This window comes from Planktothricoides sp. SR001, assembly GCF_001276715.1.
Lineage (GTDB): Bacteria > Cyanobacteriota > Cyanobacteriia > Cyanobacteriales > Laspinemataceae > Planktothricoides > Planktothricoides raciborskii.
Map to the genome: position 1 here is coordinate 117,503 of NZ_LIUQ01000005.1, position 25,161 is coordinate 142,663.

Annotated in this window: 17 protein-coding genes; 9 read left to right on the top strand and 8 right to left on the bottom strand. The window is 44.6% G+C overall.

The features are described 5' to 3' along the window. Window positions 1–290 precede the first annotated feature (290 nt). Both AM228_RS04880 and AM228_RS04885 read left to right on the top strand, forming a co-directional pair. Window positions 291–1,298 (top strand): ATP-binding cassette domain-containing protein, encoded by a 1,008-nt coding sequence (locus tag AM228_RS04880; RefSeq protein WP_054464985.1) that lies wholly within the window; start codon window positions 291–293, stop codon window positions 1,296–1,298. Between the two features lie 52 nt (window positions 1,299–1,350). Next, on the top strand, window positions 1,351–2,139 hold the full coding sequence (locus tag AM228_RS04885) for an ABC-2 family transporter protein (RefSeq protein ID WP_054464986.1): 789 nt from the start codon (window positions 1,351–1,353) through the stop codon (window positions 2,137–2,139). 49 nt (window positions 2,140–2,188) lie between these two features. Here the strand turns inward: AM228_RS04885 and rbfA are convergent, their stop codons facing one another. Both rbfA and AM228_RS04895 read right to left on the bottom strand, forming a co-directional pair. After that, window positions 2,189–2,599 (bottom strand): 30S ribosome-binding factor RbfA, encoded by a 411-nt coding sequence (gene rbfA / locus AM228_RS04890; RefSeq protein ID WP_054464987.1) that lies wholly within the window; start codon window positions 2,597–2,599, stop codon window positions 2,189–2,191. 182 nt (window positions 2,600–2,781) lie between these two features. Beyond that, window positions 2,782–2,979, bottom strand: a complete 198-nt coding sequence (locus tag AM228_RS04895) for a DUF751 family protein (RefSeq protein WP_054465056.1) — start codon at window positions 2,977–2,979, stop codon at window positions 2,782–2,784. A gap of 212 nt (window positions 2,980–3,191) precedes the next feature. On the opposite strand from AM228_RS04895, the gene AM228_RS04900 reads away from it, so the two are divergent. Continuing rightward, window positions 3,192–3,671, top strand: coding sequence for a YbjN domain-containing protein (locus tag AM228_RS04900; protein WP_054464988.1), 480 nt, complete (start codon window positions 3,192–3,194; stop codon window positions 3,669–3,671). Then, window positions 3,668–4,504, top strand: a complete 837-nt coding sequence (locus tag AM228_RS04905) for a biotin/lipoate A/B protein ligase family protein (RefSeq protein WP_054464989.1) — start codon at window positions 3,668–3,670, stop codon at window positions 4,502–4,504. Before AM228_RS04900 ends, AM228_RS04905 begins: the two co-directional genes overlap by 4 nt. Window positions 4,505–4,667: 163 nt before the next feature. Here AM228_RS04905 and AM228_RS04910 read toward each other — a convergent pair whose 3' ends face one another. From AM228_RS04910 to AM228_RS04920, 3 genes are all read right to left on the bottom strand, one after another. Beyond that, on the bottom strand, window positions 4,668–5,864 hold the full coding sequence (locus tag AM228_RS04910) for a site-2 protease family protein (RefSeq protein WP_054464990.1): 1,197 nt from the start codon (window positions 5,862–5,864) through the stop codon (window positions 4,668–4,670). Between the two features lie 354 nt (window positions 5,865–6,218). Next, complete coding sequence (locus tag AM228_RS04915; RefSeq protein ID WP_054464991.1) at window positions 6,219–7,301, bottom strand: J domain-containing protein; 1,083 nt, start codon at window positions 7,299–7,301, stop codon at window positions 6,219–6,221. A 274-nt stretch (window positions 7,302–7,575) separates the two neighbouring features. Continuing rightward, the gene (locus AM228_RS04920) at window positions 7,576–10,857 is read right to left on the bottom strand and encodes a DEAD/DEAH box helicase (protein WP_054464992.1); all 3,282 of its coding nucleotides are present in this window, start codon (window positions 10,855–10,857) and stop codon (window positions 7,576–7,578) included. Window positions 10,858–11,549: 692 nt separating this feature from the next. Between AM228_RS04920 and AM228_RS31865 the strand changes: the two genes are divergently transcribed. Next, window positions 11,550–11,813, top strand: coding sequence for a hypothetical protein (locus tag AM228_RS31865; RefSeq protein ID WP_156331541.1), 264 nt, complete (start codon window positions 11,550–11,552; stop codon window positions 11,811–11,813). 228 nt (window positions 11,814–12,041) lie between these two features. Further along, window positions 12,042–14,195: a polyribonucleotide nucleotidyltransferase gene (locus AM228_RS04925; protein ID WP_054464993.1), complete on the top strand. Its 2,154-nt coding sequence runs from the start codon at window positions 12,042–12,044 to the stop codon at window positions 14,193–14,195. 164 nt (window positions 14,196–14,359) lie between these two features. Here the strand turns inward: AM228_RS04925 and AM228_RS04930 are convergent, their stop codons facing one another. From AM228_RS04930 to AM228_RS31870, 3 genes are all read right to left on the bottom strand, one after another. Continuing rightward, window positions 14,360–16,039 carry a patatin-like phospholipase family protein gene (locus tag AM228_RS04930; RefSeq protein WP_054464994.1) on the bottom strand — a complete coding sequence of 560 codons (1,680 nt, stop codon included), beginning with the start codon at window positions 16,037–16,039 and terminating at the stop codon, window positions 14,360–14,362. A gap of 502 nt (window positions 16,040–16,541) precedes the next feature. Beyond that, window positions 16,542–18,419: a serine/threonine-protein kinase gene (locus AM228_RS04935; RefSeq protein WP_054464995.1), complete on the bottom strand. Its 1,878-nt coding sequence runs from the start codon at window positions 18,417–18,419 to the stop codon at window positions 16,542–16,544. Window positions 18,420–18,492: 73 nt separating this feature from the next. Continuing rightward, window positions 18,493–18,633, bottom strand: a complete 141-nt coding sequence (locus AM228_RS31870; RefSeq protein ID WP_156331542.1) for a hypothetical protein — start codon at window positions 18,631–18,633, stop codon at window positions 18,493–18,495. 116 nt (window positions 18,634–18,749) lie between these two features. On the opposite strand from AM228_RS31870, the gene AM228_RS31875 reads away from it, so the two are divergent. The 3 genes from AM228_RS31875 to AM228_RS04945 all read left to right on the top strand — a co-directional run bounded on the left by AM228_RS31875 (window position 18,750) and on the right by AM228_RS04945 (window position 24,912). Next, complete coding sequence (locus AM228_RS31875) at window positions 18,750–18,908, top strand: hypothetical protein (protein ID WP_156331543.1); 159 nt, start codon at window positions 18,750–18,752, stop codon at window positions 18,906–18,908. Window positions 18,909–19,021: 113 nt separating this feature from the next. After that, a complete protein-coding gene (locus tag AM228_RS04940) occupies window positions 19,022–19,609 on the top strand; it encodes a gamma-glutamylcyclotransferase (RefSeq protein WP_082348745.1) in 588 nt (195 codons plus the stop codon). A gap of 392 nt (window positions 19,610–20,001) precedes the next feature. Next, window positions 20,002–24,912 carry a TIR domain-containing protein gene (locus AM228_RS04945; protein WP_054464996.1) on the top strand — a complete coding sequence of 1,637 codons (4,911 nt, stop codon included), beginning with the start codon at window positions 20,002–20,004 and terminating at the stop codon, window positions 24,910–24,912. The last annotated feature ends 249 nt before the right edge of the window (window positions 24,913–25,161 follow it).

Here is a 25,161-nt window from a genome sequence, read left to right on the forward strand (position 1 = left end):
GATTTATCAAAAGCTAGGGAAAAAATTGTTGAGGAGTCATCTTGGGGGCTTGGGGGAGTGGCTGGATCCCTATAAATTCGCCAGTTCGCGGCAGATCAGATCCGGTGAGATTTTATGAATTCTTTCTCACACCTGTTTATATTTTACTACTGGTTTCGGCAGAATTTGTTAAAACATAAAAAATCACCCCTGAAGGTTTGCCAAAGATTTATTTTATCAAGCGGGGGTTTAGTTTGAGAAAATAATCCGCTATGATATTTAATCAGAATATCTAGTTAAATCATAAAAAAATGTTAACAATTGATGTACAGTCTTTAAGAAAAGTTTATCCTGTAGCCAATAAAAGTCCCGGAATCAAAGGAAGTTTGCAGCATTTTTTTCGCCGCAACTACCTGATGATTTCTGCCGTAAAAGATGTGTCCTTTCACATAGAACCCGGAGAAGTTGTCGGATTTCTAGGGCCAAATGGCGCGGGAAAAACCACCACCTTAAAAATGCTCACGGGCTTAATTCATCCTTCGAGTGGTGTGGTCACGGTGGCCGGTCACGTACCATTCCGCCGTCAGGAAGAATTTCTGAAAAAAATTACCCTAATCATGGGGCAAAAACAGCAGTTAATTTGGGATTTACCCGCCATAGATTCCCTGAAGATTAATGGGGCTGTTTATGGTATTCCTCAGACCGAATTACGGCGCACCATTGATGAGCTAACTGAGATGCTGGGACTAGAAGGAAAGCTTACCCAACCTGTGCGAAAACTTTCCCTGGGAGAACGGATGAAAGCGGAGTTAATGGCGGCTTTATTACATCAACCGAAAATTTTATTTTTAGATGAACCAACCCTGGGTTTAGATGTGAATGCTCAAGCCGCAGTGCGGAATTTTCTCCGAGATTATAATCAACGCACGGGGGCGACGATTCTGTTAACCAGTCATTATATGGCGGATATTACGGAATTGTGCGATCGCGTCATTGTTATTTATGGCGGTGAATTAATTTATGATGGCAGTTTAGATCAGTTACTTGAGCGGTTTGCCCCTTACCGAGAAGTGCAAATAGAACTAGCTCATCCATTACCCAAAGAGGAAGATGACCCCGAATTGTTAAATATTTTACAGCAATTTGGAGAAATTGAATCCGTGGAAGGGCAGTCGGTTCGCCTGTTGGTTGATCGCCAAGAATTAACCGGGGCGATCGCCAAAATCCTGGAAAAGTTAGATATCTTAGACTTAACCATTACCGACCCACCCATTGAAGCCGTCATTGGTCGAGTCTTCCAAAACGGCAGTCTTGATTAATAGGCTTTTTCCACTTAAAATAACTGAAAAATCGCCTTTTAAATTACCTTCTATGTATCGATTTTTTCGCCTAGCAAAAACATTTTTAGCGGTTTACTACTCTTATATGGTAGAATACCGCGCCGAACTCATATTATGGTCTTTATCCAACTCCTTACCCATCATTTTAATGGGGGTGTGGATGGAAGCAGGCGATCGAGGAAACTTTGCCATGAATTCCATCGAATTCGCTCGCTATTTTCTGGCAGTATTCTTAGTCAGACAACTGAATGTAGTCTGGGTAATTTGGGAATTTGAAACCCAAATCGTCCAAGGAAAACTATCACCAAAACTCTTACAACCTGTTGACCCAGTGTGGCACCATATCGCCGGACATCTGGCGGAAAGATTAGCTCGAATGCCCTTTGTAATTGGCTTAATGTTACTATGCTTTACGCTCTATCCCCAGGCCATTTGGATTCCTAGTTTGGGCAATGTTTTATTAGTTTTACTCTTAATTTCCCTGGCCTTTATCTTGCGCTTTTTAATTCAATATACCTTAGCACTCTTTGGCTTTTGGCTCGAAAGAGTATCGGCATTAGAGCAGGTATGGCATTTACCTTATATCTTTACTTCCGGGTTAATTGCCCCCTTAGCCGTCTTCCCGGATCAACTGCGAGAAATTATTCTTTGGACACCTTTTCCTTATATGCTTTATATCCCGGCTTCTTTATTAATCGGATTGCCCGTGGATATCGTCCGTTGTTTATTAGTCATCTTGAGTTGGACTGTCGTGATTTTTCTGCTAAATCGCTGGTTATGGCGACGGGGTTTGCGACACTATTCCGGTATGGGGGCTTAATTACCTAGTAGGGTGGGCTTGCATTTTGCTTTGCCCACCCTACAAATGCTTATTCCTCAGCGCCTAAATCATCCATACTGTCATCATCGGCCTCGGTAGAATCTGTAGGGTGATGATTCAGTTGATTAATCAGCGATAAAACCCGACTGCCACGTTCGATGGAAATATCCTCAACAAAGACAATTTCTGGGGTACGACGCAGCCGAACTCGATGACCCAGTTCACTGCGGACATAGCCAGTGGCAGATTTTAACCCTTTCATGGTTTCACGGCGGGCTTCTTCTGTGCCATAGATACTCACAAAGATTTTGGCGTGTTGGAGGTCGCCTGCAACTTCCACATCCGTGACGCTGACCATCCCAGCGCCCACTCGTTCATCTTTGATATCATGGAGCAACATTTGGCTGATCTCCCGTTTAATCAGGGAGGCCACACGGGAAACTCTACGTTCCGTAGCCATAACTATTTCGCTCCCTTACTTACTTGATCGTTGTAGACTTTGGCAATCTGTAGGATTGCAATATATTTATATAGTCTAGACTGGCAGTAGGCTAATTGCTATCCCATTGCCAAATAACTAAAATCTTATGGAAGCCCTGGTAGCGATCGCTCGCGGCAGTTTTTAGGCTGGCCATAGAACTATCATGCCAGACCTAGCATCGCCCGGAGGGTGAAGGAAATAAAGAAAAGGCCAGCGACGAAAAAGCCAATCAGCGCGATCGCCGTTGCTGGTTTTTGTAGCAAGGGCTTCAGCCAACCAAAGGTGAAAAAGAAAATCCCCAGCATCACCGTGACAAAGTAGCTGGCATAGCGGGAGACGTTTTGGAAGAATTCGTTCATAGTAATGGTATGGATTTTATGGTATCGGACAAGGAATCGTGTAGGGGCGCGGCGGAAAAGCCCCCAGAGATCGCCCTTCTGCTGTAAGTTATCATATCTAAAAGAGTGCGCTTGCCGAAATCTCGATCTTTCCCAACTATCAAAATTTCTGACTAACATCATCCGTCAAACATCTCCTAGACTGAAAAAAGCAACTTTAAGGAAAGCTTTTTATGACTACACAGATCCAACCAGAGACCACTCAAGAGTTATCCAGCCCAGACTTGCTGAACAATTCCACATCCATTAACTATGTCGAAGAAATTGAAACGGTCATTGCGGGAATGGCCGAAGACCAAAAAGTGATGGTAGGCCAAAATGAGGCGGGCTATCAGTGGAAATTTAAGTACGGCAGTGTTGATATCTTTGTGCAACTAACTGGGACATCCGACGAGGATATGTTCACCGTTTGGTCTTCGGTGCTGTCATTGCCTGCCAAGGATGAAGCCAAACTGATGCGGCTGCTGCTAGAGATGAACTGGTCTGGGACGTTTGAAGCCCGTTATGCGATCGTGGACAACCAAGTGGTTGTGTTAGCTAGTCGCACCGTGGAGGATCTCTCTCCGGTAGAAATTTCTCGCGCTATTACGATTGTGGCCACGATCGCGGATGATAGTGATGAACCCCTGATGGAAGAATTCGGTATCGCATGAAGAATCCAGCCAGTTCTGCCCCTTGGCGTCTAATTCCCCCAATGGAAGCCACCGGGGAGCAACTGATGGCGATCGATCGGTGGCTGTTACAACAACACCGACTGGGTAAACATCCACCGGCTTTAAGGTTTTACACCTGGTCGCCGGTGGCGATTTCTTTGGGCTATCATCAACGACATTGGCCAAAGTCTTGGGAAAATTTGACCTATCTTGGTCAGCCCGTGGATTTGGTCAGACGCCCTTCTGGGGGTCGGGCGGTGCTGCACCAAGGGGATTTAACCTATATGGTGGTTACTTCCGAGGTGACAGGGGATGTAACCGGCGAAGTGAAAGGCGATGCCCCAAGGAATCCCCGTTTCGGGAATCGCCTGCAAGCCTATCAAGAGATTTGTCAGTTTTTGATTCAAGGGTTTCTGTCCCTGGGAATTCACCTGGACTATGGCACTAGCAGACAGGTGGAAAGAACCAAACCCCCCAAGGAAAATGTGAATTGTTTTGGCACCGCCACCGTAGCAGATTTAGTGTTGCCCGACGGCGCTAAGTTGATTGGCAGCGCCCAACTGCGTTCGCGGGACGGGCAACAAACCTACTACTTACAGCATGGGTCGATTCAACTACAACCAGATCCGGATCTGTTTTGTCAGGTTTTTGGGGCAGAGGCATTGGCCAAAATTGGCCGCAGCGATCGCTTTCCCCCGTCTTTGCCCCGCGATCGCGCCTCCCTGATGCCGATCTTGATTAACGCCTTAGTTCAAGCGGCCCAAGATTGTTGGGGGGTTAAGTTCTACACCCAGCCACTCACTGAGGCGGAATGGGCAGAAATTGGTTGTTAGTTGGTGGTTGGTGGTTGGTGGTTGTTTGTTGTTTGTTGTTGGTTGGTGGTTATTCGCTGGTCAAACAACAATGAACAAACAACCACCAACAATCAACAATCAACAATGAACAAACAACAACCAACAATCAACAATCAACAATATTGTTGGTTTTAGCGATTAATTATTCTTCGGTAGCATCAGCGATCGCCCCTAATTGAAAACCGGGGGGATACTTGCCTTCTTCTTTGATTCGCTTAATCTCCGCCGAAGAAATGGGAATATTCAGCTTTTTCCCTAAAGCCGCCACAATATCCCCGCGATCGATCACACCGGAAACCGCACCCGCTGGAGACAGTACCGTAATCCAGGGTAAATTCTTGGCTTCCATCAGCTTAATCACTTCTACCAGGGACGACCGTTCGCCGACGCTGATTAATTCTGGCAAGGGATGGACAATGCTATTTAAGGTTTGATTGTCCCAGTCGCTGCGAGAAATCATCCGCAGATCGTTGGGCTGAACTAGGCCGCGATACCGACCATGAGCGGCGGCAAAATAGATCGAATAGCGATCGTCAGACAGGATATATTCATCGGCAAAGGTACGGAGGGTCATGTCGGCATTGACCACGCGAAAAGCACGAGTCATGGCATCTTCCGCATGGATATTTAGTAAGGCTTCTTGTAAATTGGTAAAGCGATCATATGCAGTGGCATTCTGAAAGGCAAACCAGCCAATTAGGGAAATCCATAAACCACTGAAATCATCGGCTAAAAAGACCAGAAATAGCCCCAGGGCGATCGCGGTCATACCCAAAGCTTTGCCGGTTTTCGCTGCCCAATGCACCCCGGCAAAGCGATCGCCCGTGAGTTTCCACACCGCTGCTTTGAGTACCTGACCCCCATCCAGGGGTAAACCGGGAATCAGATTAAACAAGCCCAAAACTAAGTTAATTCTGGATAAATCGGCAACCAGAGATTGAAGTAAGGACTTGTCTGGCAAAAATTTGCCCACCACTGCCAGCAGCACAAATAAAATAAAACTCACCGCAGGACCTGCGATCGCCACTTGAAACGCTTCTTCGGGAGTTTTGGACTCTCGGTCAATCGCCGCAATGCCCCCAAAAATAAACAAAGTAATCGAGTTAACTTGGATGCCTTGCGACCGCGCCGCCAGACTATGCCCCAACTCATGCAGCAATACAGAACCAAATAACAACAGCGCCATTGCCAAGCCCGCACTCCAAGCCAGAACGGGTTGCCATCGGTTAGCAAATTCTAACCCATTCGCCAAAGTCATCAATGTAATAATAATTAACCAAGAAGAATCTATATATAGAGGAATGCCAAATATAGATCCGATGCGCCAACCTGCCTGCATAACCCTTTCCCTTCCTTGTTAGCCGGACTTTTCCAATAGGAGAAGACCCTTTGTTTAATCCTGTTTCCCCTATTGTAGATAATTTGAGCCTCGTTAATTGATACCGGGCTAAATTTGGGAAAATTTAACTAAAAATTAATAATCTGATTTACTGATTTATTTTTAAATATTCGGGAAAGCAATAGAGATGGTTTCACCTGCCGTCTCTACTGCTGATGGGCAAAATACCGGGCAAAATACCGGGCAAAATACCGGACAAAATACCGGACAAAAATCACCTGATCGCTGAATGCACCGGAATTTTAGCTGAGACAGCAAAATCAAACCCGCGATCGAATAATTCCGCTCCCGAATTCAACGCCTTCTGATAACTGTTATCCCTAACTCTTGCAAAGCTTGCTGAATCATCGCATCCAGATCATCCTCAGCATTATCCCGTGCGGAAACTGGCCCATCTAAAAACTCTTTAATGGTGATTTTTTTATCGCGAAAATCTTTCACAAATGTTCTGACGTTTGCCAATTCTTCAATGTGCCTTTTCGCATCGGCCACCATGTAGTCAATCGGGTTTAACCCTTCTTTCTTAATTGCCCGATAGCTTTTCACCATCTCCCCTTCTGGAGTAGCTCGCATCCAGCGTAGTTCAGATTTTAAGTTTTCATATTGATTTTCCAGTAATTGATTATCCTGTTCCAGGCGATCGCACTGTCGTTCAATTTCGCTACTAGAAGCATTCGCCAAGTCAATAGATTGACCCACCTGATACTGGCGCTCAATTTCCAACAATCGAGCTAAATCTCCTTCCTCATAAGCGCGGTTAATTTCTTTCATCACCTCCGTGTAATGTTCCTGATTTTCTTGGTTATTCACCTTATCAGGATGAAAGACTTCTGCCAACCGGAGAAAAGTCCGGCGCATTTGCTTTAAGTCTCCACTTGCTTTAGACTTGTCATGGTCTGGTGGCGGATTATTTTCCTGGTTAAAATAATCCCCATCGAAGCCGAAATTAAAATCATCATCTTCGTCATCTTTGGCAGATTTATCGGCGTTTTTATCCTCCGCTTCATCTTCATCATTTGAATTATGCATTTCTTTCGGACTAATTATCCCTAACATCTGAAGCCTGCGATAAATTCCTTTGACTTCTTTTTGAGTTTTTTTCCCCAATTTACGAGTTTCAAAAATCTCCGCAAATAAAGCATGAATTTCTTGATCGAGTTCGATCAGTTCTTTATGAAACGGCTGAGTTTGTTGGATAATCTCAACCGCAATTTTTTGCATTTGCTCCAGAAAATTATTTAATTCTTTACGTTTTTTTTGAATTTGCTTCAGCAGCCATTGATGGTCTTTTTGTAATTCATCAAAGCGCAAATGAAAGGAAGACAGGGCTAAATCTGTATTCGGCTGCGGAGCGGTTTTTGTCTTTTTTTTGGCCATGTTTTGCGGCAGTTAATTAGGTTAATTACATTGAGTGAATCGGCAAATTAATCATTTAGTTACTGGTTGATTTAGTTATTAGTTATTGGTTATTCGTGATTCGGAAAAACCCCCAAATAACCAATAACTAATAACCAACAACCAATAAGCAACAACTAATAACCATTATAGCGGTTATGATCCCGATGAAGTACAGAGTTGTTCTGGATTCCCGCGCGGGAATGACAGGTTTTTTTGTACTTCATAACTCTGCCAAGTGCTATAAATGCAAAACTTATTCATCTTCATCAATCACCGCATTGCGGTCAAGAATCAGCAAGTTTCGCAATTGGTCTGTATCCAAATCAGTGAGCCAATTTTCTCCAGAACCAACCACTTGTTCTGCTAAGGCTTGCTTACTTTCGATTAAGTCGTGAATTTTCTCTTCTAGCGTACCACTACAAACAAATTTATGCACTTGCACGTTGCGGGTTTGCCCAATTCTAAATACTCGGTCAGTGGCTTGATTTTCTACGGCAGGGTTCCACCAGCGATCGAAGTGAAAAACGTGGTTAGCACGAGTTAAGTTTAACCCAACGCCACCGGCTTTTAAGGAAAGAATCATAATCGGTGGCCCTTGGGGGTCTTCTTGGAAGCGATCGATCATTTCTTCTCGTTGATTTTTCCGCGTCGCCCCATAGAGAAATAAAACTTCTCGTCCCAGTTGTTGTTCTAAATAAGGTTTCAGCAGTTTTCCCCATTCTGCAAACTGGGTGAAGATTAAGGCGCGATCGCCTTCAGAAATTAATTCTTCAATCATTTCCTCTAATCGCATTAATTTCGCCGAACGATGGCCTTTCTCCAGGGTTTGTTCCTTCAGAAATTGCGCCGGATGATTGCAAATTTGTTTCAGCTTAGTGAGTAATGCTAAAATAATGCCATGACGTTGGATGCCTTCCGCTGACTCCACTTCCGCCAGAGATTCATCCACCAATTTTTGATATAAACTCGCCTGTTCGTTGGAGAGTCCACAAAATACCGGCATTTCTTGTTTTTCCGGTAAATCTTGAATAATGGTTTTGTCGGTTTTGGTGCGACGGAGAATAAAGGGACGAACCAGCGATCGCAGAGTTTGCAATGATTCCGTGTCGCCATATTTTTGAATGGGAACCGCAAAGCGGCGCTGAAAAAATTGCTTGCTGCCCAAATAACCTGGATTGAGAAATTCTAAAATAGACCAGAGTTCTTGGAGTTTATTTTCTACCGGAGTCCCCGTCAGGGCAATGCGGAAAGATGCCTCTAAATTTCGCACTGCTTGGGATTGTTTCGCCAGGGGATTTTTAATATTTTGGGCTTCATCTAAAATAATCCCTTGCCACTTCACCCCTTTAAACGTCGCCTCATCTCGGTATAACAGAGGATAACTGGTCAGAACTACATTTTTCCGCTGAACGGCGATCGCGAATTGGTGGCTTTTATACCGTTTATCCCCATGATGCACCATCACTTTTAAACTAGGGCCAAATCGCTTCAGTTCTCGTTCCCAGTTGCCTAACACCGAGGTGGGACAAACTAATAAAACCGGGGACAATAAATTATTTTGTGCTTGCATATGAAGTAAAAAGGCGATGGTTTCTACAGATTTACCCAAACCCATATCGTCCGCCAAACAAGCCCCCAGACCCCAATTTTGTAAGAAATTTAACCAACTAGCCCCGCGTAATTGATATGGTCGCAAAGTGCCGTTTAAAGTAGCTGGCGGTTCAATATCTTTGAGGGCTTGATTATTGGTTAAAGTATTAAGTAATTCCTCCAGTTGTCCCCCGGCGCTAAAGTTAACTACGGGTAATTTTTGAATGGTTTGAGTATCCCCGGTGGCCAACCGTAAAGCATCTTCTAAGGATAAAGACATTTGCTCTTTGCGGGATTGGAAAAATTCTTGTGCCGCTTTAATATCCGGCGATCGCAATTCCACCCATTCCCCATTAATTTCTACCAAAGGAGAATTCAGCGCCACCAGTTTTTCAAATTCTGCCTTAGTTAAAGTTTGTCCCCCAATGCTTAATTCCCATTGAAAATTCAACAAACTTTGTAACCCTAAACCACCTTGACGGACTTTGGGGGTTTCCGCCCGAATACTCAAGCCCAACTTACTAGCCCAGCCGCCGGTATTAGACAAACTTTCCGGCATAATCACCCCTAAACCGCTATCCTCAAAGCGCCAAGCAGCAGCTTTAATAAACTGATAAGCTTCTTGGGGATTTAAGGCACAAGACTGAGGAGATTTCTGGTTTAAACTCGCTTCAATGGGGGGATAAATTCGCGAAGCTAACCCCAAACCGGCCAGCAAAGTTTCCTGGGGATTTTTAATTTTTCGCCCCTGATAAATGAATTCATCTACAGGATTTTGCCAAATCGTGCGGGCTTTCACCAAACAGTGAGGATTATCAACCGCTTGTAAGAAATAATGTAATGTCCAATGGGGGTCGCCGTAACAGGGGGGCATGAGTTCAAAACAGGCGCGAAACTTTTGTTGCCCCGCCAGATGATGTTTCACCGGCCCCGTCCAAGTTTCCCAAATAGCGCTAATTTTTTCGGCGACCGCTGGAGCCATTTTCTGCGGTTGTGGCGCCGCTAACTTTTCTAACCATTGGCGTAGAGGAACCGAGGTGATTTGGGGCTGAGACTGCCCCGTGAGGGCTTGGCGAATTTGAAGGTCAATTAAATGGTGTAAAACCGATCGCAGCAAGACTCGCCGGGGGATGAATAAATCTACGCACAGACCAATCTTGGCTTCCTGGGCTTCTGGTTCGCCTTCCCCTGGCGGTTGGTCTGGGGCGGCTGCGGCTTCTGGTTCTCCCTGATAAGTCCGACAGGCCAGGGGCATCAGGTGGACAAAGTTGTTAAAGCGGCTTTGGTCTGTGGCGCTGTCCAGAAGAGGTTGCCAACTTGCCACCATCCGCTCCCCTTGTGGGGCGAGTCCGGGGAGATATTTGCCCCGCGCTAGTAAATCTAAGGTCCATCGGGTCACATGAGACCAAAAGCGCAGGTCAGCCCCTAACCAGTTTTGCTCTTCGGTGACGCCCCCTAGGGGTAAGGCTTGTAAAAATTTTAAAGCGTCTACAGTGCCTAGGCGAATGCCTTCGACTTGCCAAGGATAGAGGGAAAGGGATGAGTAATTGGGATCGGTTTTGGCGGGAATGGTGGCACCGGAATGCAGGGGAATGGGGCTGCCAGTTTCCAGAATTTGAGTTGGCAGGGCGATCGCCTCTATGCCCCATTCAGAGACATACTCAGAGGTATTTGGTTGAAGATTCGCCTGGTAAAATCGCGATCGCTGTTTGCTTTTTGCTTTTTCTGGGGGCTTCTCCACGGGGATTTCCCACTTAATCCGGTTACTTTGCTGAAGTGACGTGAGAAAATCCGTGAATTCTGCTCCACTCATCCCCAGAGGATGTGGGGCGATCTCACTAGCGGGATTGTTCTCTCCATCGGTTATTTTCCGCCAAGTTTCTCCCCAAATAAATAGATAACTGCCCTGTTTTTCCAGTTTCCAGCTACCATGTAAAATTCCCATACTGATTCCGTTGCCTCAAAAATCTCTTTTACAGTTTATGCGATCTCGTTCGTTGACAGCTTTTTTAAAATTTAGTCAGATTTTTTTGACTCTATATTTGCCATAATATCACGAAAACCTGATTAATTTACCGCAACTTTACTAAGTTTTTATATTTTTTATATTTTTTATATTTTTTTGATTGGGGTGGATTATTTGCTAATTATCCGCTAATTATGTATAATAATTATCTGTGACGATTCTTAGAGCGATCATCTGACTGCCACCAATCTATCCTAGCCAGTTAACCTGGTTAACATAGAGCGGTGAAAATACGTCTCAAAATTCAAACATTTTCAGAAAATTATTTTGAGTGACGCCGCTCGACCAAACAAGCAAGAGGGAGATTTATCGAAGAATAAATCATCACGCCAAAGCATATTTTATCGCTAGAAATACTCAGAAACAGAGCCAATTTTCCGCCAGCAGGGAAAAATTAGTCGCTTCCCTCTCCAGTATTTTTAACTATCGGGTTGAAAATGTTCAAGAGCTTATCCTTTGTCTGAATTGAAATCCTGTATCTGGGGAATCCCCGGCCACTGGCCGCCGAACATACCAGAGTGGATGCCTCAGTTCTAATTTAAAGAGCATTTGTCACCTGAGTGGGTTATCATACATAGTTGATCCTAAAAGGTAAGACTGGAATAGCACTCTTGAGCGATCGTCATATCGAGTTAGCCAAGCCGTCGGTTCTCCTGAAAACTAAAAGCTCTGGGGAGGCAGAAAATGTAGCTGGAGTGACATCGGGCGATATTATACCACTGCCAGACCGAGTGGAAGCCGTGGAACAGTGGCCAGAAGCGGAACAAATGAGAAATTACAGGGGGAAAAAACTTTCTTCCTGGAGAAACACCACTGTAGGGGCGCAATGCTTGCCCCCTCGCCAATCATGCTGGAAAGCTTTGTGTCTCTCTTGATGAGTAAGATAGCTAAAGCATGAACATCCTAAAGTAGGATAGCGATTACCCCCCTCCCCCAGTTGGTTCCTCGCCCCAGCAAAACTTCGAATATTTGAAAACAGTGCTGCAATTGCCCGGAGTGAATAGTCAACATAGAACGTTTAAGCTTGAGAATCGCCAAAGCTAACCCCCTGAAGATCGCCTTGCCAAAGGATAGCGAGTGAATATAGAAGGATAAATAACTAGATGAAAGAGATTTCTAAGTCGATATCTTTTGACGGAAGAGATATTCGACTGAATGTAGGACTGTTGGCACCTCAAGCAGGGGGTGCCGTGTTAATTCAGTCAGGAGATACTGCGGTTTTTGTCACGGCCACACGAGCTCAGGGCCGAGAAGGGATTGATTTTCTCCCCCTGTTAGTAGATTACGAAGAACGACTCTATGCGGGGGGCAAGATTCCCGGTGGATTTTTGCGCCGAGAAGGGCGTCCACCAGAGAAGGTGACGCTGACCAGCCGTTTGATCGACCGTCCGCTGCGACCCTTGTTCCCTCACTGGTTGCGCGATGATATCCAAATTGTGGCCACAACTCTGTCAATGGATGAACAAGTTCCCCCAGATGTGTTGGCGGTGACTGGGGCATCGGTGGCGGTTCTGTTGGCGGAGTTACCTTTTTATGGCCCAATGGCCGCCGTGCGCGTCGGTTTGGTGGGAGATGATTTTATTATTAATCCCACCTATAAGGAAATTAAAGAAGGCGATCTCGATCTGGTCGTCGCAGGATCCCCCGATGGGGTGATTATGGTGGAAGCCGGAGCCAATCAACTCCCAGAACAAGATATTATTGAAGCGATCGATTTTGGCTATGAAGCCGCCTGCGATTTGATTAAAGCCCAGCAGGAAATGATCGAGGAACTCGGACTGAAGATCGTTATCGATGAACCGCCCCCAGAAGATGAAGTCTTGGAGAGTTTTATTCGCGATCGCTCCACAGAGAAAATCCAAGTGGTGCTCAAGAACCATGACCTGAACAAAATGGAACGGGATGCGGCTCTTGATGCCATTAAAGATGAAATCGCTCAAGAAATCGAGACTTTACCGGAAGAAGACCCCGTGTTAGTCGCCGCCACGGAAAATGGTAAAGCGGTGGGGAATTTCTTCAAGAACGTCACCAAAAAATTGATGCGGAAACAAATCCTCGATGAAGGGGTGCGCGTCGATGGTCGTAAGCTTGATGAAGTCCGGCCAATTTCCTGTCGAGTGGGTCTGCTGCCGTCACGAGTTCACGGGACGGGTTTGTTCCAACGGGGCTTAACTCAAGTGCTGTCCGTTGTCACCTTGGGAACTCCCGGAGATGCCCAAGAACTCGCGGACGATCTCAACCCGGAAACCGAAAAACGCTATCTGCATCACTACAACTTCCCGCCTTTTTCCGTGGGGGAAACCAAACCCATGCGATCGCCGGGACGCCGGGAAATTGGACATGGGGCATTAGCCGAACGCGCCTTAGTGCCAGTGTTGCCGCCCCAAGAACAATTCCCTTATGTGATTCGAGTAGTTTCCGAAGTCTTATCCTCCAACGGTTCTACCTCAATGGGTTCGGTCTGCGGTTCCACCCTATCCTTGATGGATGCCGGGGTGCCAATTTCTAAACCCGTATCTGGTGCGGCAATGGGGTTAATTAAAGAAGGGGACGAAGTACGCATCCTCACGGATATTCAAGGGATTGAAGATTTCTTAGGGGATATGGACTTTAAGGTTGCGGGGACAGACGCGGGGATTACTGCCTTACAAATGGACATGAAAATCACCGGGCTATCCTTGGAAACCGTCGCCAAAGCTATCCACCAAGCTAAACCGGCCCGACTGCATATTTTGGAGAAAATGCTGGCCACCATCGATCAACCTCGGTCAGAAATCTCTCCTTATGCTCCTCGGTTGTTGACCATTAAGATCGATCCGGATCTCATTGGCATGGTGATTGGACCTGGTGGTAAGACCATTAAAGGTATTACCGAGGAAACCGGCGCCAAAATCGATATTGAAGATGATGGCACTGTCACCGTTTCCGCAATGGATAATGTCCGAGCCCAACGGGCAATTACCATTATTCAAAATATGACCCGCAAGATTTCCGCTGGGGATGTTTATGTGGGTCGGGTGACTCGGATTATTCCCATTGGTGCCTTTGTGGAATTCCTCCCCGGTAAAGAAGGGATGGTTCATATTTCCCAAATTGCTGACTACCGTGTGGGTAAGGTAGAAGATGAACTGAGTGTCGGCGATCGCGTGATTATTAAAGTCCGCGAAATTGATAACAAAGGTCGGATTAACCTGACTCGGTTAAATATTCATCCCGACGAAGCCGCTGCTGCTAAAGCTGCTGCCGGGATGCAATAAAATTCACGGCTTAAACCAAAATTAATCCGTTGATGCAAAAAAAAGCTTCTGATATCAGAAGCTTTTTTAATGTTTTAAGAATTACCCATTAGGATGATCCCAAGCATCTCGCCGTCTGCCCAGATGCTTCCCTAGGTTTCCGATTGAGCATGACAGAAAATTCTCTAAAGCTGATATCGCTTAATTAAAGCTTCTGGGTCATTTTGCATCAGTTCCCAGGCTTCTTTACTTTTGTTCCAGACTTCTGTCACTACTGGATCTTGGCCAATTTTATCAGCTTTCTGTTCCAGGATATACTCTAATAAATTAAAGCACATAGTAACTTGACCACAGGAAATCACTTGGTTTAAACCTTGCTTTTCTTCTCCCAATTTAAACCATAGAGTCGTTGCCATATTGGTAGATGCTGTGGCTATTTGTTGCATTTTCTCCGAAGGGTTTTTTAAATTCGGATCGGTAAATTTTTTACCCTGTTTTTTTTCTAAATCGTAGATATAGTTAGCAATGACGATATTGCCATAGGTGTTAAAGTTGCCATCTTTATCCTTAGAGTAAACTTCGCGAGAGACTAAACTACGAATTCGTTTCATAAAAACCGTGGGCAAGACTAACATAGAACCAACGCGAATTTCTACCAATTTTAATACTTCATCAACGGTCAAAGTTCGCGTGTTATCCCAAAGAGATACTCCAAGTTCTTTCTGTAAATTTTCTTGAACATTGGGCAATAAATTTCCTCGAAATTCTTGGAATAAAAGACCGATAAATCCCGCCACACTCAAACTTAATAAAAATGGCACTCCTACCAATAAAAGCTCCATTGGTTCAAACTTTTGATTGACCAGATCGCTAATGGCTTGAGCTAATAACAGGAATGGAATTAGATAGATAAATCCGCGAGCAAACCGACTCATCAAAACCAGATTTTCCAAAGTTACATTACTTAAAATTCTTTGGTTTGTTTTAGCTTGACTTTCGGGATTCACATAAGAAGATGGTTGAAAAATATCTTCGGTACTGGGCTGAATGTTATCCGTATCTGAGACAATTAGTAGGCCAATTTCTGCCGTTTCCGGGGTTTTACCTTGTTTAATCTGACGACGAATTCTGTCATTGGCAAGCATGAGGCTTTGCACCCCCTGATTATCATCAACGCCCCCATCCATCAAAGCTACTGGCAGTGTTGATTTCAAATTTTCCGGCAGTTTTTCTTTGATTTTTTCATATTCAGTTTCCGAGAAATAGTCATCAGGAAAGACCATTGGTTCAAAGCCACCAGGAAAACAAGAGGAACTTGCCACAATATCGGCAATGCGGATTTGTTTGGCGACTTCTGGAGGAATAGAAATTTTGTTGTTACCAATCAGCCCCCCGTTACTGCGTTGAAATCGGAAGACTAAGCCATTGTCAAACTCGGTGGCGTTAAAGATGATTTCTTTGAGATGAATATTAGGGGCGGCATCAAATAACTGGCCGAATTTAGATCCGTTAAACAGCCGTTGGTTGTAGACATTCGCAGCGGCTTTAATTAATTTAATTTCACCAGTTCCGCTTTCTCTCTGGGCGTTGAGTTCTTCTAACCAAAGGGAGGGAAGATGAGTGGATGCGAGATCCTGGTAAAATCCTTGAAAGAATTCTGGAAAACTTTTACCATCAGCCTGGGATAGTGCATATCTGGCGCCGGTAAAAGTTCCCCCTGATACCGTTGATATCATCGTCACATCCTGGAGAATTCCCACATATTCGAGGAAGTCCAAGGTTCCGAGGTGAAACGCAGTGGCGCGATAGCCGCCACCAGAAAGTCCGATCGCAATACTGCCGAAAGGTTTTTGATTATTGTTCATAGTATAACCAATGGTAAGGATTCGCGGCGATGAATAAACCAATGCTTCTTAGTCTATATCCAGAAGACCTGTTTACGGAATGTTTCCTAAATTTTTAATCATTTTTTAATAAAAATTAACAAAAATTAATGCAACAGCCCCTAACATTCGTAGGGTGGACAAAAAATTTTACCCACCCTACCCTACCATATATGATGGTGAATTTTTGCCCACCCTACAATATAATACTAAACCAGGATCGGGCGAAGCATTCCGGTAGTAGGGGCGTGATCTTTCCGGCAGTGTAGGGGCGAATGGCCATTCGCCCCTACTGCTGAAAATATTAAATGGACTGCCGGAAAGATCACGCCCCTACAATGCTTAAAATATTGTAGGGGCGAATGGCCATTCGCCCCTACCGGAATGCTTCGCCCTTACAATATTGTCAGCAATAATTTATCTGCCGGAATGCTTCGCCCATACAAATTATTGTAGTTTATTAATCTGAAAAACGCGGTAATCCCTATTGATATTGATTTTGTAACATAGTAAATTGATCGAAGGCGATCGCATACCAAACTTGACCAATGGGCTGGTTAATAAAATCCTCATCTTGGACATTAGGAAACAAAGCAAAAAATTTAGCATCCGTCTCTTCAAATAGGGCGGAACTATTTAGATTACTGTCAGCTAAAACATCTTGCCATTTGTTTAAATCAGAGGTTCTATATTTACCCAGTTTTTTTCTGGCTGGTTCGCTTAACGATTCCAGCTTTACTAATAGTTCAAGTCCGACAATATGCCAGCGCGATCGCCAAATTTCATCCTCTGGCTTCATAGTCAAAGTTTTATTTGCTTGTTCGGGATATTGCTGATAAAATAATTGATCTACTAAACGCATAAAAAACCGCTCGTTAATCCCCAAAGCTGCTCGCCTTTCTTGCAATTCAGCTTTCAATTCGGCCTCAGTCTTATTCTCAAACTCCGATAAATTTTTATCGCCGGATTCAAATAATCTATTTTCATTAGCAGGATTTTGATCCCCGCGAGATTGTAGCCAATAATTCGCCACCCTCCAACCGGCATGACCGGCACCGAATCCCACTAATAATAATAAGAGAATTTTTCCCCAAAATCCCCAAAATCTTTGAGCAAAAGACGGTTTCAGGGTTGTGGTTGAAGCGTTATAGGGCATCTGACTATCGGGAAAACCCGTTAACTGGGTATCCGGCAACCTGGGTGGCAGGGAGACAGCGGTGGATTTACCAGGGTCTAGGTGAGGAGATGATGGCGCCCACCCTGATGCAGCCTTCAACTCTGGGGGCAATTCCGTGGGGGAGTTGGATTGGTTGGCAGGCAGGTTGGCAGACATAACAGCCGGTGTTGGAGTCAGACCAGCCCAGAAACCTAGGGCTTGCAGGACTTCTCTCGCTGATTGAAAGCGATCGCCTTGTGGTCGCGACAGCATCTTATTCAGCACCTGGGTTAACCGGGGACTCAGGGAGACAAACTGTTCCCAAGCCCAACACATTTGATGGGTATCAAACAATGCCGATGGTTCTTTGCCAGTTAACAATACCAGCACCGTCACCGCCAAAGAATATAAATCACTGTGAGGATGAACCACCCCCAATACCATCTGTTCTTCTGGGGCATAACCCAGTTTGCCAATTCGCGTGATTAACGGAGGTGTTTTCTGTGGTGTTTGTCCATGCTTTCCTGTCGATCCAGAACTCGACTCATTCGACTCATTCCCCGACTGTTCAATGGTGGCCGCTACTTGTTTAACCCCGCCAAAATCAATCAGAATCGGCAGTTGGTCGCTACTGCGTAAAATTAAATTGTCTGGGGAAATATCCCGATGAATCACCCCTTGAGAATGGATATAATCCAACACCGGCAGAATTTGCCGTAACAGTTCCATCCCCTCCGCTTCACTAAATCGATATCCTTGACTTTGGCGATGAATCAATAAATCTCGATAAGTTTGACCCTCTACATAATCTTGAACTAAAAATAGACCGGTTTCTGAACCTACTTGACAGCGGCAAATTTCCCGAAATCTGGGAATTTGCGGGTGTTGCAACTTGTACATCACTCCCGCTTCACGGTTAAACAGTTCCTCAGCTTTTTTTAAGGCAGAAGCCCCTTGGAGTTTCGGGGCAAATTCTTTGAGCACGCATCGTTCGTTAAAACGATTAATATCTTGGGCCAGGTAAGTTCGCCCAAAGCCCCCCTGTCCCAGTTGTTGAATAATCCGATAGCGATCGCCTAGTAGTTTCTGTAAAAGGGATGCTTCTATACCAAGTTTCTCGGTGACAGGTTGCTGAATTTCTTGGCCACAGACTTGGCAAAAGCGATTACCAGGGGGATTTTTATGTCCTTGAGGGCAGTAAAGCATCTTCGGGTTGGGAGTCTTGAGTCCGGCTTCTGGATTATTTTTAGCAAATCTAATCTAACTTTAACAAATCACTTTAACCAAGATCGGGAAGCGCGATCGCGGCGATCGCGAGGTTGTTCGTCTCCCCCCGAATATCCCCGCGAATATCTCCGCGATCGCCCCCGAAATTGAATTTTTGATTAAGTTTGATTAAGTTTGATGAAAAATAGGCCATAATTCATTGATGAAAAAAAGCTCTATTTTTGCCCTATTTTTGCCTTATTTTTGCCCTATTTTTCTCCTATTTTTAACTATTTTTCCAGAGGGATTTGGCGGAATCGATGCTGAACGATGCCAAGACTGTCTAATAAAATTTCTAATCAAATGTTAAAAAATATTACGGAAATATTTACGGAAAATTCAGGATCGATTAGTAATTATTTTTTATCCCTGGTGCAACGATTTCCCCAACCGGAAAATCGCCCCCCGGCCATCGGCACAAATTGTTAAGAATTCTTTAATCTACGGTTACTCGGTCGGGATTATGTTGTTTTTTGGGAAAATTTGAGTAAAATGTAGATCAACACAGAAATCATCATAGAAATTAAAGTTAATAGCCATATATGACAGTTCAACCTGGACAGTTTCACTCAAATCACGCAAAACCTTTACACGATCGCCGGTTCACCGCACATCTGGAACTGGTAAACCAAAGCAGTGAACATAAGTTTTACTATTTTGCTTACGGTTCTTGTATGTGCCCGGTAGATTTGAAGCGATCGCTCGGTGAAAATACGCACCAATATGTGATTGGCCCCGCGACATTATCAGACTATCGACTGGCATTTTATGGCTATTCGGATTTACGCAACTGTGGCGTATTGGATGTGATTAAACAGCCAAATGCTTCTGTTGAAGGAGTGTTATATCAACTTCCCATGAGATTAAGTGACGCCCTAGATCGACGAGAAGTGGGTTATCGTTATGAAATAGTAGAACTGGTCAGTCAGGGGAAACGCTATCAGAATGTTCGCACCTACTCAGTGATTGACAAGTTATCGGAAGAATTAGCCCCTAATGACTGGTATCTCAACACCGTATTACGGGGTGCCGTTACTTGCGGACTCCCGGAACAGTATTGCTGGCGGTTATTTAATCATATGTATCAACTTCAGCAACACTGTTCTGCGGCTAAGATGCGATCGGCTTAAAACTCAGCCTCATCCCCGTCTCAAATAATGTTTCCAATCATCGGGCGACAATCAGAGAAATTCTTGGGGCGCTTTTCGCCGCGCCCCTACAGGAAATAACGATACATAAATATTTGTGAAGACAGCTTTTCCAAACCCATACAAGATGAGCTTTTTCAGAGGAGTTGGGGGAGTTGGGGAAATCCACCCCAAAACGGTATTTTGCTAGAATTATCTGTAATAAGACTTACACATTAACGAGATCGGTAGGGTGCCCGTTCCGAGCTATAACGCACCAATAAACAATATATAAAGTTGTTGCGTAAGTCCTATATAAATAAACCAAATTAACCGCCAGGGAATTCATTCCCCGAAGGCTGTGGTTTACTTAGTATAAAACCGCTTATTAGCTTATGACAAAATTCTACAACGCCTTCATTTCCTATGGCCGCGCCGATAGCAAAGAATTTGCTACAAAACTTTACAATTGCCTCACCAGCGCCGGTTTTAACATTTGGTTTGACCAAAACGATATTCCCTTGGGGGTAGATTTCCAAAATCAAATCGATGATGGCATTGCCAAAGCGGATAATTTCCTCTTTATTATTGCCCCCCATGCGGTGAATTCGCCCTATTGCCAGAAGGAAATTAATCGGGCATTAAAATACAATAAGCGCATTATTCCCTTACTCCATATTGAGCAAATTACCCAGGAAATTTGGCAAGAACGAAATCCCCAAGGGACAAAGGAAGACTGGGAAGCATATCAAGCAAAAGGTTTGGATTCTTCTTTGACCAATATGCCGCCAAAAATCGGCAAAATTAACTGGGTATATTTCCGGGAAGATGCGGATAATTTTGACACATCTTTGGCGGGACTTATCGAAGTATTCCACAGCCATGAAGATTATGTGAGACAGCATACAGAAATATTAGCCAAAGCCCGGGAATGGGAGCAAAATAAAAAGCCCAGTCGTTATTTATTAATTGGGCAAGAACGCCAAGCCGCCGAAGCATGGTTAGATATTCGGTTTAAAGAAGAACAAGCCCCCTGTCAGCCGTCGGATTTACATTGTGAATATATCTGTGAAAGCATTAAAAATGCCAATAATTTATTGACTCAGGTGTTTATCCGCTATGCGGAACCAGACCGAGAAGTAATGGAAAAACTCACTCGAACATTGCAGCGAGAAAAAATCACCATTTGGACTGAGAGAAGCGACATCAAAAAACGGATGAGTTTCCAGGAAAAACTGCATCGGGGTATCGCGATCGCGGATAATTTTGTTTACTTAGTTTCCCCAGAGTCACTCACCGCTCACTATTGCCAAACCGAAATAGATTTAGCCTTATCTTATCACAAGCGAATAATATGTTTCATAGTCCCGAATAAAGACACCGAGACCCTGCCAGAATTTAGTTATGAATATCAGGCAAATGAATTAATTAAACAAATTAAAGACGATGAGGCATATTATCATCAGCATAAGATTTTATTAGTGCAAGCCCTGAAATGGCAAGAGCAAAATCATAACCCTAGCATTCTGTTTCGGGGATATAACCTACAACATTTTCAGGCATGGCTGAAAATAGCAGAAACCCATGACCATCCGCCAACGGATTTACAAAAAGAATTTCTAACAGCCAGCAGTCAGCATCAAGCCAAATCTTTAGAAGTATTTATATCCTATTCCCGGACGGATTCCGACTTAGCCCGAAAAATCAATGATGCCTTACAATTTCAGGGAAAAACCACCTGGTTTGACCAGGAAAGTATCGCCGCTGGCACAGATTTTCAGCAAGAAATATACCGGGGCATAGAAAATTCTGATAACTTCCTATTTATTATATCGCCGCATTCGGTATCTTCTGCCTATTGTAGCGATGAGGTGGAATATGCCGAAAAATTAAATAAGCGATTTGTCACCATATTATATCGTCAAGTTGAGCCAAAAACATTACATCCGGCTTTGGCCAAAGTGCAATGGATTGATTTTACCCAGCATGAAGGAGATTTTTATGCAAATTTTAGCGAATTAGTCAGAACCTTAGACACAGACAGAGACCATGTGCAGAGTCATACCTTATGGTCGCAACGGGCTTTAGAATGGGAGGAAAAATCTCAAACTAAGGATTTATTATTGCGGGGCAGTGAGTTAAATGTGGCTGAGAGTTGGTTGCGGGAAAGTGAGGCAGAAAATAAGCAACCACCAGCCACCGATTTACAAAAGAAATTTATTGCTAAAAGTCGGCAACAAAACCGGAATAATCGACTGTTACAAATCGGGTTAGTAGCAGCGTTTATTATATTGGTCAGTGGGGCGGCGGTGATTGCCGTGTTATTTGGCTTACAAGCGAAAGAACAAGAACGAAAAGCTAATCAATTAGCAACAGAAGCCAATATTAAAGCAGATACTTTGTTCGCAAAAAGTTTAGTGGATGCTGACCCAGTAGACGCTTTAATTCGTGCGATTCAAGTCACCGGCAGAAGTCAAAAAGACTTGGGTCAAGTTTTGCCTCTCGTGCAATCTAGTTTATTCGCAGCATTGCAGGTGACACACGAACGCAACTTATTCAAAGGCCATGAAGATTATGTCTGGTCAGTAGCAATTTCCCCGGATGGTAAAATAATTGTTTCTGGAAGTGGGGACGGAACGATTCGCCTGTGGGATATAAACTCCGGGTCAGATTTAGCTGTCAGAAATCTTGAGTCTTCTGTCAACTCAGTAGCATTTTCCCCCGATGGGTCAAAGATTGTTTCTGGAAGTGGGGACGGAACGATTCGCCTGTGGGATATTAAGTCCCGGTCAGAATTAGCTGTCTTCAAAGGCCATGAGGATTATATCTTCTCAGTAGCATTTTCCCCCGATGGGTCAAAGATTGTTTCTGGAAGTGGGGACGGAACGATTCGCCTGTGGGATATTAAGTCCCGGTCAGAATTAGCTGTCTTCAAAGGCCATGAGGATTATATCTCCTCAGTGGCATTTTCCCCGGATGGGTCAAAAATTGTTTCTGGAAGTGGGGATCAGACGATTCGCCTGTGGGATATCAACTCTGAGTCAGATTTAGCTGTCAGAAATCTTGAGTCTTCTGTCAACTCAGTAGCATTTTCCCCCGATGGGTCAAAGATTGTTTCTGGAAGTGGGGACAACACGATTCGCCTGTGGGATGTCAACTCTGAGTCAGAATTAGCTGTATTCAAGGGACATAAAGATTCTGTCAGTTCAGTAGCATTTTCCGCGGATGGGTCAAAGATTGCTTCTGGGAGTGAGGACAATACGATTCGCCTGTGGGATGTCAACTCCGGGTTAGAATTAGCTGTCTTCAAGGGACATGAGGATTGGGTCAGGTCAGTAGCATTTTCCCCGGATGGGTCAAAGATTGTTTCTGGGAGTAAGGACAAGACGATTCGGCTGTGGGATATTCAGTCCGGTTCAGAATTAGCCGTATTCAATGGCCATGAGGATGTGGTCAGGTCAGTAGCATTTTCCCCGGATAGGTCAAAGATTGCTTCTGGGAGTAAGGACAAGACGATTCGGCTGTGGGATATTCAGTCCGGTTCAGAATTAGCCGTATTCAATGGCCATGAGTCTATTGTCACTTCAGTAGCATTTTCCCCGGATGGGTCAAAGATTGCTTCTGGGAGTAGGGACAACACGATTCGCCTGTGGGATGTCAAGTCCGGATCAAAATTAGCCATCTTCAAGGGACATGAGGATTGGGTCAGGTCAGTAGCATTTTCCCCGGATGGGTCAAAGATTGTTTCTGGGAGTCATGACAACACGATTCGCCTGTGGGATGTCAAGTCTCAGTCAGAATTAGCCGTTTTCAAAGGCCATGAGTCTTTTGTGTTTTCAGTAGCATTTTCCCCGGATGGGTCAAAGATTGTTTCTGAGAGTTATGACAACACGATTCGCCTGTGGGATGTCAACTCCAGGTTAGAATTAGGTGTCTTTAATCTTGACTCTACTGTTTACTCAGTAGCATATTCCCCGGATGGGTCAAAGATTGTTTCTGGGAGTTTGGACAACACAATTCGACTGTGGGATGTCAAGTCTCGATCAGGATTAGCCGTCTTAAAAGGCCATGAGTATTCTGTATTTTCCGTAGCATTTTCCCCAGATGGTGACAGAATTGTGTCTGGGAGTGCGGACAGGACTATTCGTTTGTGGGATATCAACTCCAGGTCAGAATTAGCCGTTTTCAAAGGCCATGAGGATTTTGTCTACTCAGTAGCATTTTCCCCTGATGGGTCAAAGATTGTTTCTGGGAGTAGGGACGGGACGGTTCGGCTGTGGTTAGGAACTTGGCAGGGTTGGTTGGATGCTGGGTGTGACAAGCTGCGGTTGCATCCGGTGTTTGTGGAGGCGGGTGATCCCCCCAACCCCCCGATCATCGGGGGGCTAGAAAACGATCCCCCCAACCCCCCGATCATCGGGGGGCTAGGAGATGATTCCGTTTCAAAAGGGGGGCTAAGAGAAGATGATCCCCCCAACCCCCCGATCATCGGGGGGCTTTCGGGAGATGGGGAAGACTTGCAAATAGCCAGTGAAGCTGTGGAAACTTGTGAAAAAGGGATTAAAGAAAATGGTGAAAGTATATGGAATAACCAGGAAAAAGCCGAGTTTTGGGTCAGGCAAGGTTTGGCTGTAGCGCGGTTGACTGGAGATTTTGCCGCCGCGAAAGAGAAGTTTGACCAAGCCAAACAGTTGGAGCAAAAGTTTTATCAGTCTTTAGGATATGATCCACAGATTAAAGCTAAAGAATTAAGAGCCTCGGTGTTAGTTTCTGAAGGGGAAAAATTAGGAAAAGAAGGCAAGTTACAAGAAAGCATCGCCAAGTTCCAGGAAGCTAAAACCCTCGATGATTCCTTAAAGTTTGACCCGGAAGCGAAGGCAAAATCATTGGTGGTGCCTGCTTTAGTGAATCAGGCAGTCGAGTTAATAAAAGAAGATCATGCTACTGAAGCATTAGCTAAGTATAAGGAAGCACAAAAGCTAGATGCTCAATTAAAACAATCAGATATATCGGATTTAAATAACTTATGTCGCTATGGCAGTTTGCGAGGTTATGCGGCTGAGTTGATGAGTGCGTGCGAAATGGCGGTGACACGCGATCCCAATCATGGAGGTATTCGGGATAGTCGCGGGGTAGCGCGGGCTTTAACTGGGGATTATGCGGGGGCAATTTCAGATTTGGAGGCATTTATTAAGTGGACTAATAATGATGAGAGCAAAGCACAGCGTCAGGGTTGGGTGGATGCGTTGAAGAAGGGGAAGAATCCGTTTACAGAGGAGGTGTTGCAGGAGTTGTTAGAGGAGTGATTAATTCACCACAAAGACACAAAGGACACAAAGGTCTTAATTATCTCTTCGTGTTCTTTGTGCCTTTGTGGTTTACAGAGGTTTTCTTTCTTACTGAACCACGGTAGGGCGAAGCATTCCGGTAGGGGCGAAGCATTCCGGTAATCAGATTAATATTTTTAGCAATAATTTGTCTGCCGGAATGCTTCGCCCTTACAATATTTTGATCAATAATTTGTCTGCCGGAATGCTTCGCCCCTACAGGTATTT

Bases quoted from the DNA above. Each gene is read 5' to 3' on its own strand.
- AM228_RS04880 (WP_054464985.1), top strand. From the start codon at position 291: ATGTTAACAATTGATGTACAGTCTTTAAGAAAAGTTTATCCTGTAGCC.
- AM228_RS04885 (WP_054464986.1), top strand. From the start codon at position 1,351: ATGTATCGATTTTTTCGCCTAGCAAAAACATTTTTAGCGGTTTACTAC.
- rbfA (WP_054464987.1), bottom strand. From the start codon at position 2,599: ATGGCTACGGAACGTAGAGTTTCCCGTGTGGCCTCCCTGATTAAACGG.
- AM228_RS04895 (WP_054465056.1), bottom strand. From the start codon at position 2,979: ATGAACGAATTCTTCCAAAACGTCTCCCGCTATGCCAGCTACTTTGTC.
- AM228_RS04900 (WP_054464988.1), top strand. From the start codon at position 3,192: ATGACTACACAGATCCAACCAGAGACCACTCAAGAGTTATCCAGCCCA.
- AM228_RS04905 (WP_054464989.1), top strand. From the start codon at position 3,668: ATGAAGAATCCAGCCAGTTCTGCCCCTTGGCGTCTAATTCCCCCAATG.
- AM228_RS04910 (WP_054464990.1), bottom strand. From the start codon at position 5,864: ATGCAGGCAGGTTGGCGCATCGGATCTATATTTGGCATTCCTCTATAT.
- AM228_RS04915 (WP_054464991.1), bottom strand. From the start codon at position 7,301: ATGGCCAAAAAAAAGACAAAAACCGCTCCGCAGCCGAATACAGATTTA.
- AM228_RS04920 (WP_054464992.1), bottom strand. From the start codon at position 10,857: ATGGGAATTTTACATGGTAGCTGGAAACTGGAAAAACAGGGCAGTTAT.
- AM228_RS04925 (WP_054464993.1), top strand. From the start codon at position 12,042: ATGAAAGAGATTTCTAAGTCGATATCTTTTGACGGAAGAGATATTCGA.
- AM228_RS04930 (WP_054464994.1), bottom strand. From the start codon at position 16,039: ATGAACAATAATCAAAAACCTTTCGGCAGTATTGCGATCGGACTTTCT.
- AM228_RS04935 (WP_054464995.1), bottom strand. From the start codon at position 18,419: ATGCTTTACTGCCCTCAAGGACATAAAAATCCCCCTGGTAATCGCTTT.
- AM228_RS31870 (WP_156331542.1), bottom strand. From the start codon at position 18,633: ATGGCCTATTTTTCATCAAACTTAATCAAACTTAATCAAAAATTCAAT.
- AM228_RS31875 (WP_156331543.1), top strand. From the start codon at position 18,750: ATGCCAAGACTGTCTAATAAAATTTCTAATCAAATGTTAAAAAATATT.
- AM228_RS04940 (WP_082348745.1), top strand. From the start codon at position 19,022: ATGACAGTTCAACCTGGACAGTTTCACTCAAATCACGCAAAACCTTTA.
- AM228_RS04945 (WP_054464996.1), top strand. From the start codon at position 20,002: ATGACAAAATTCTACAACGCCTTCATTTCCTATGGCCGCGCCGATAGC.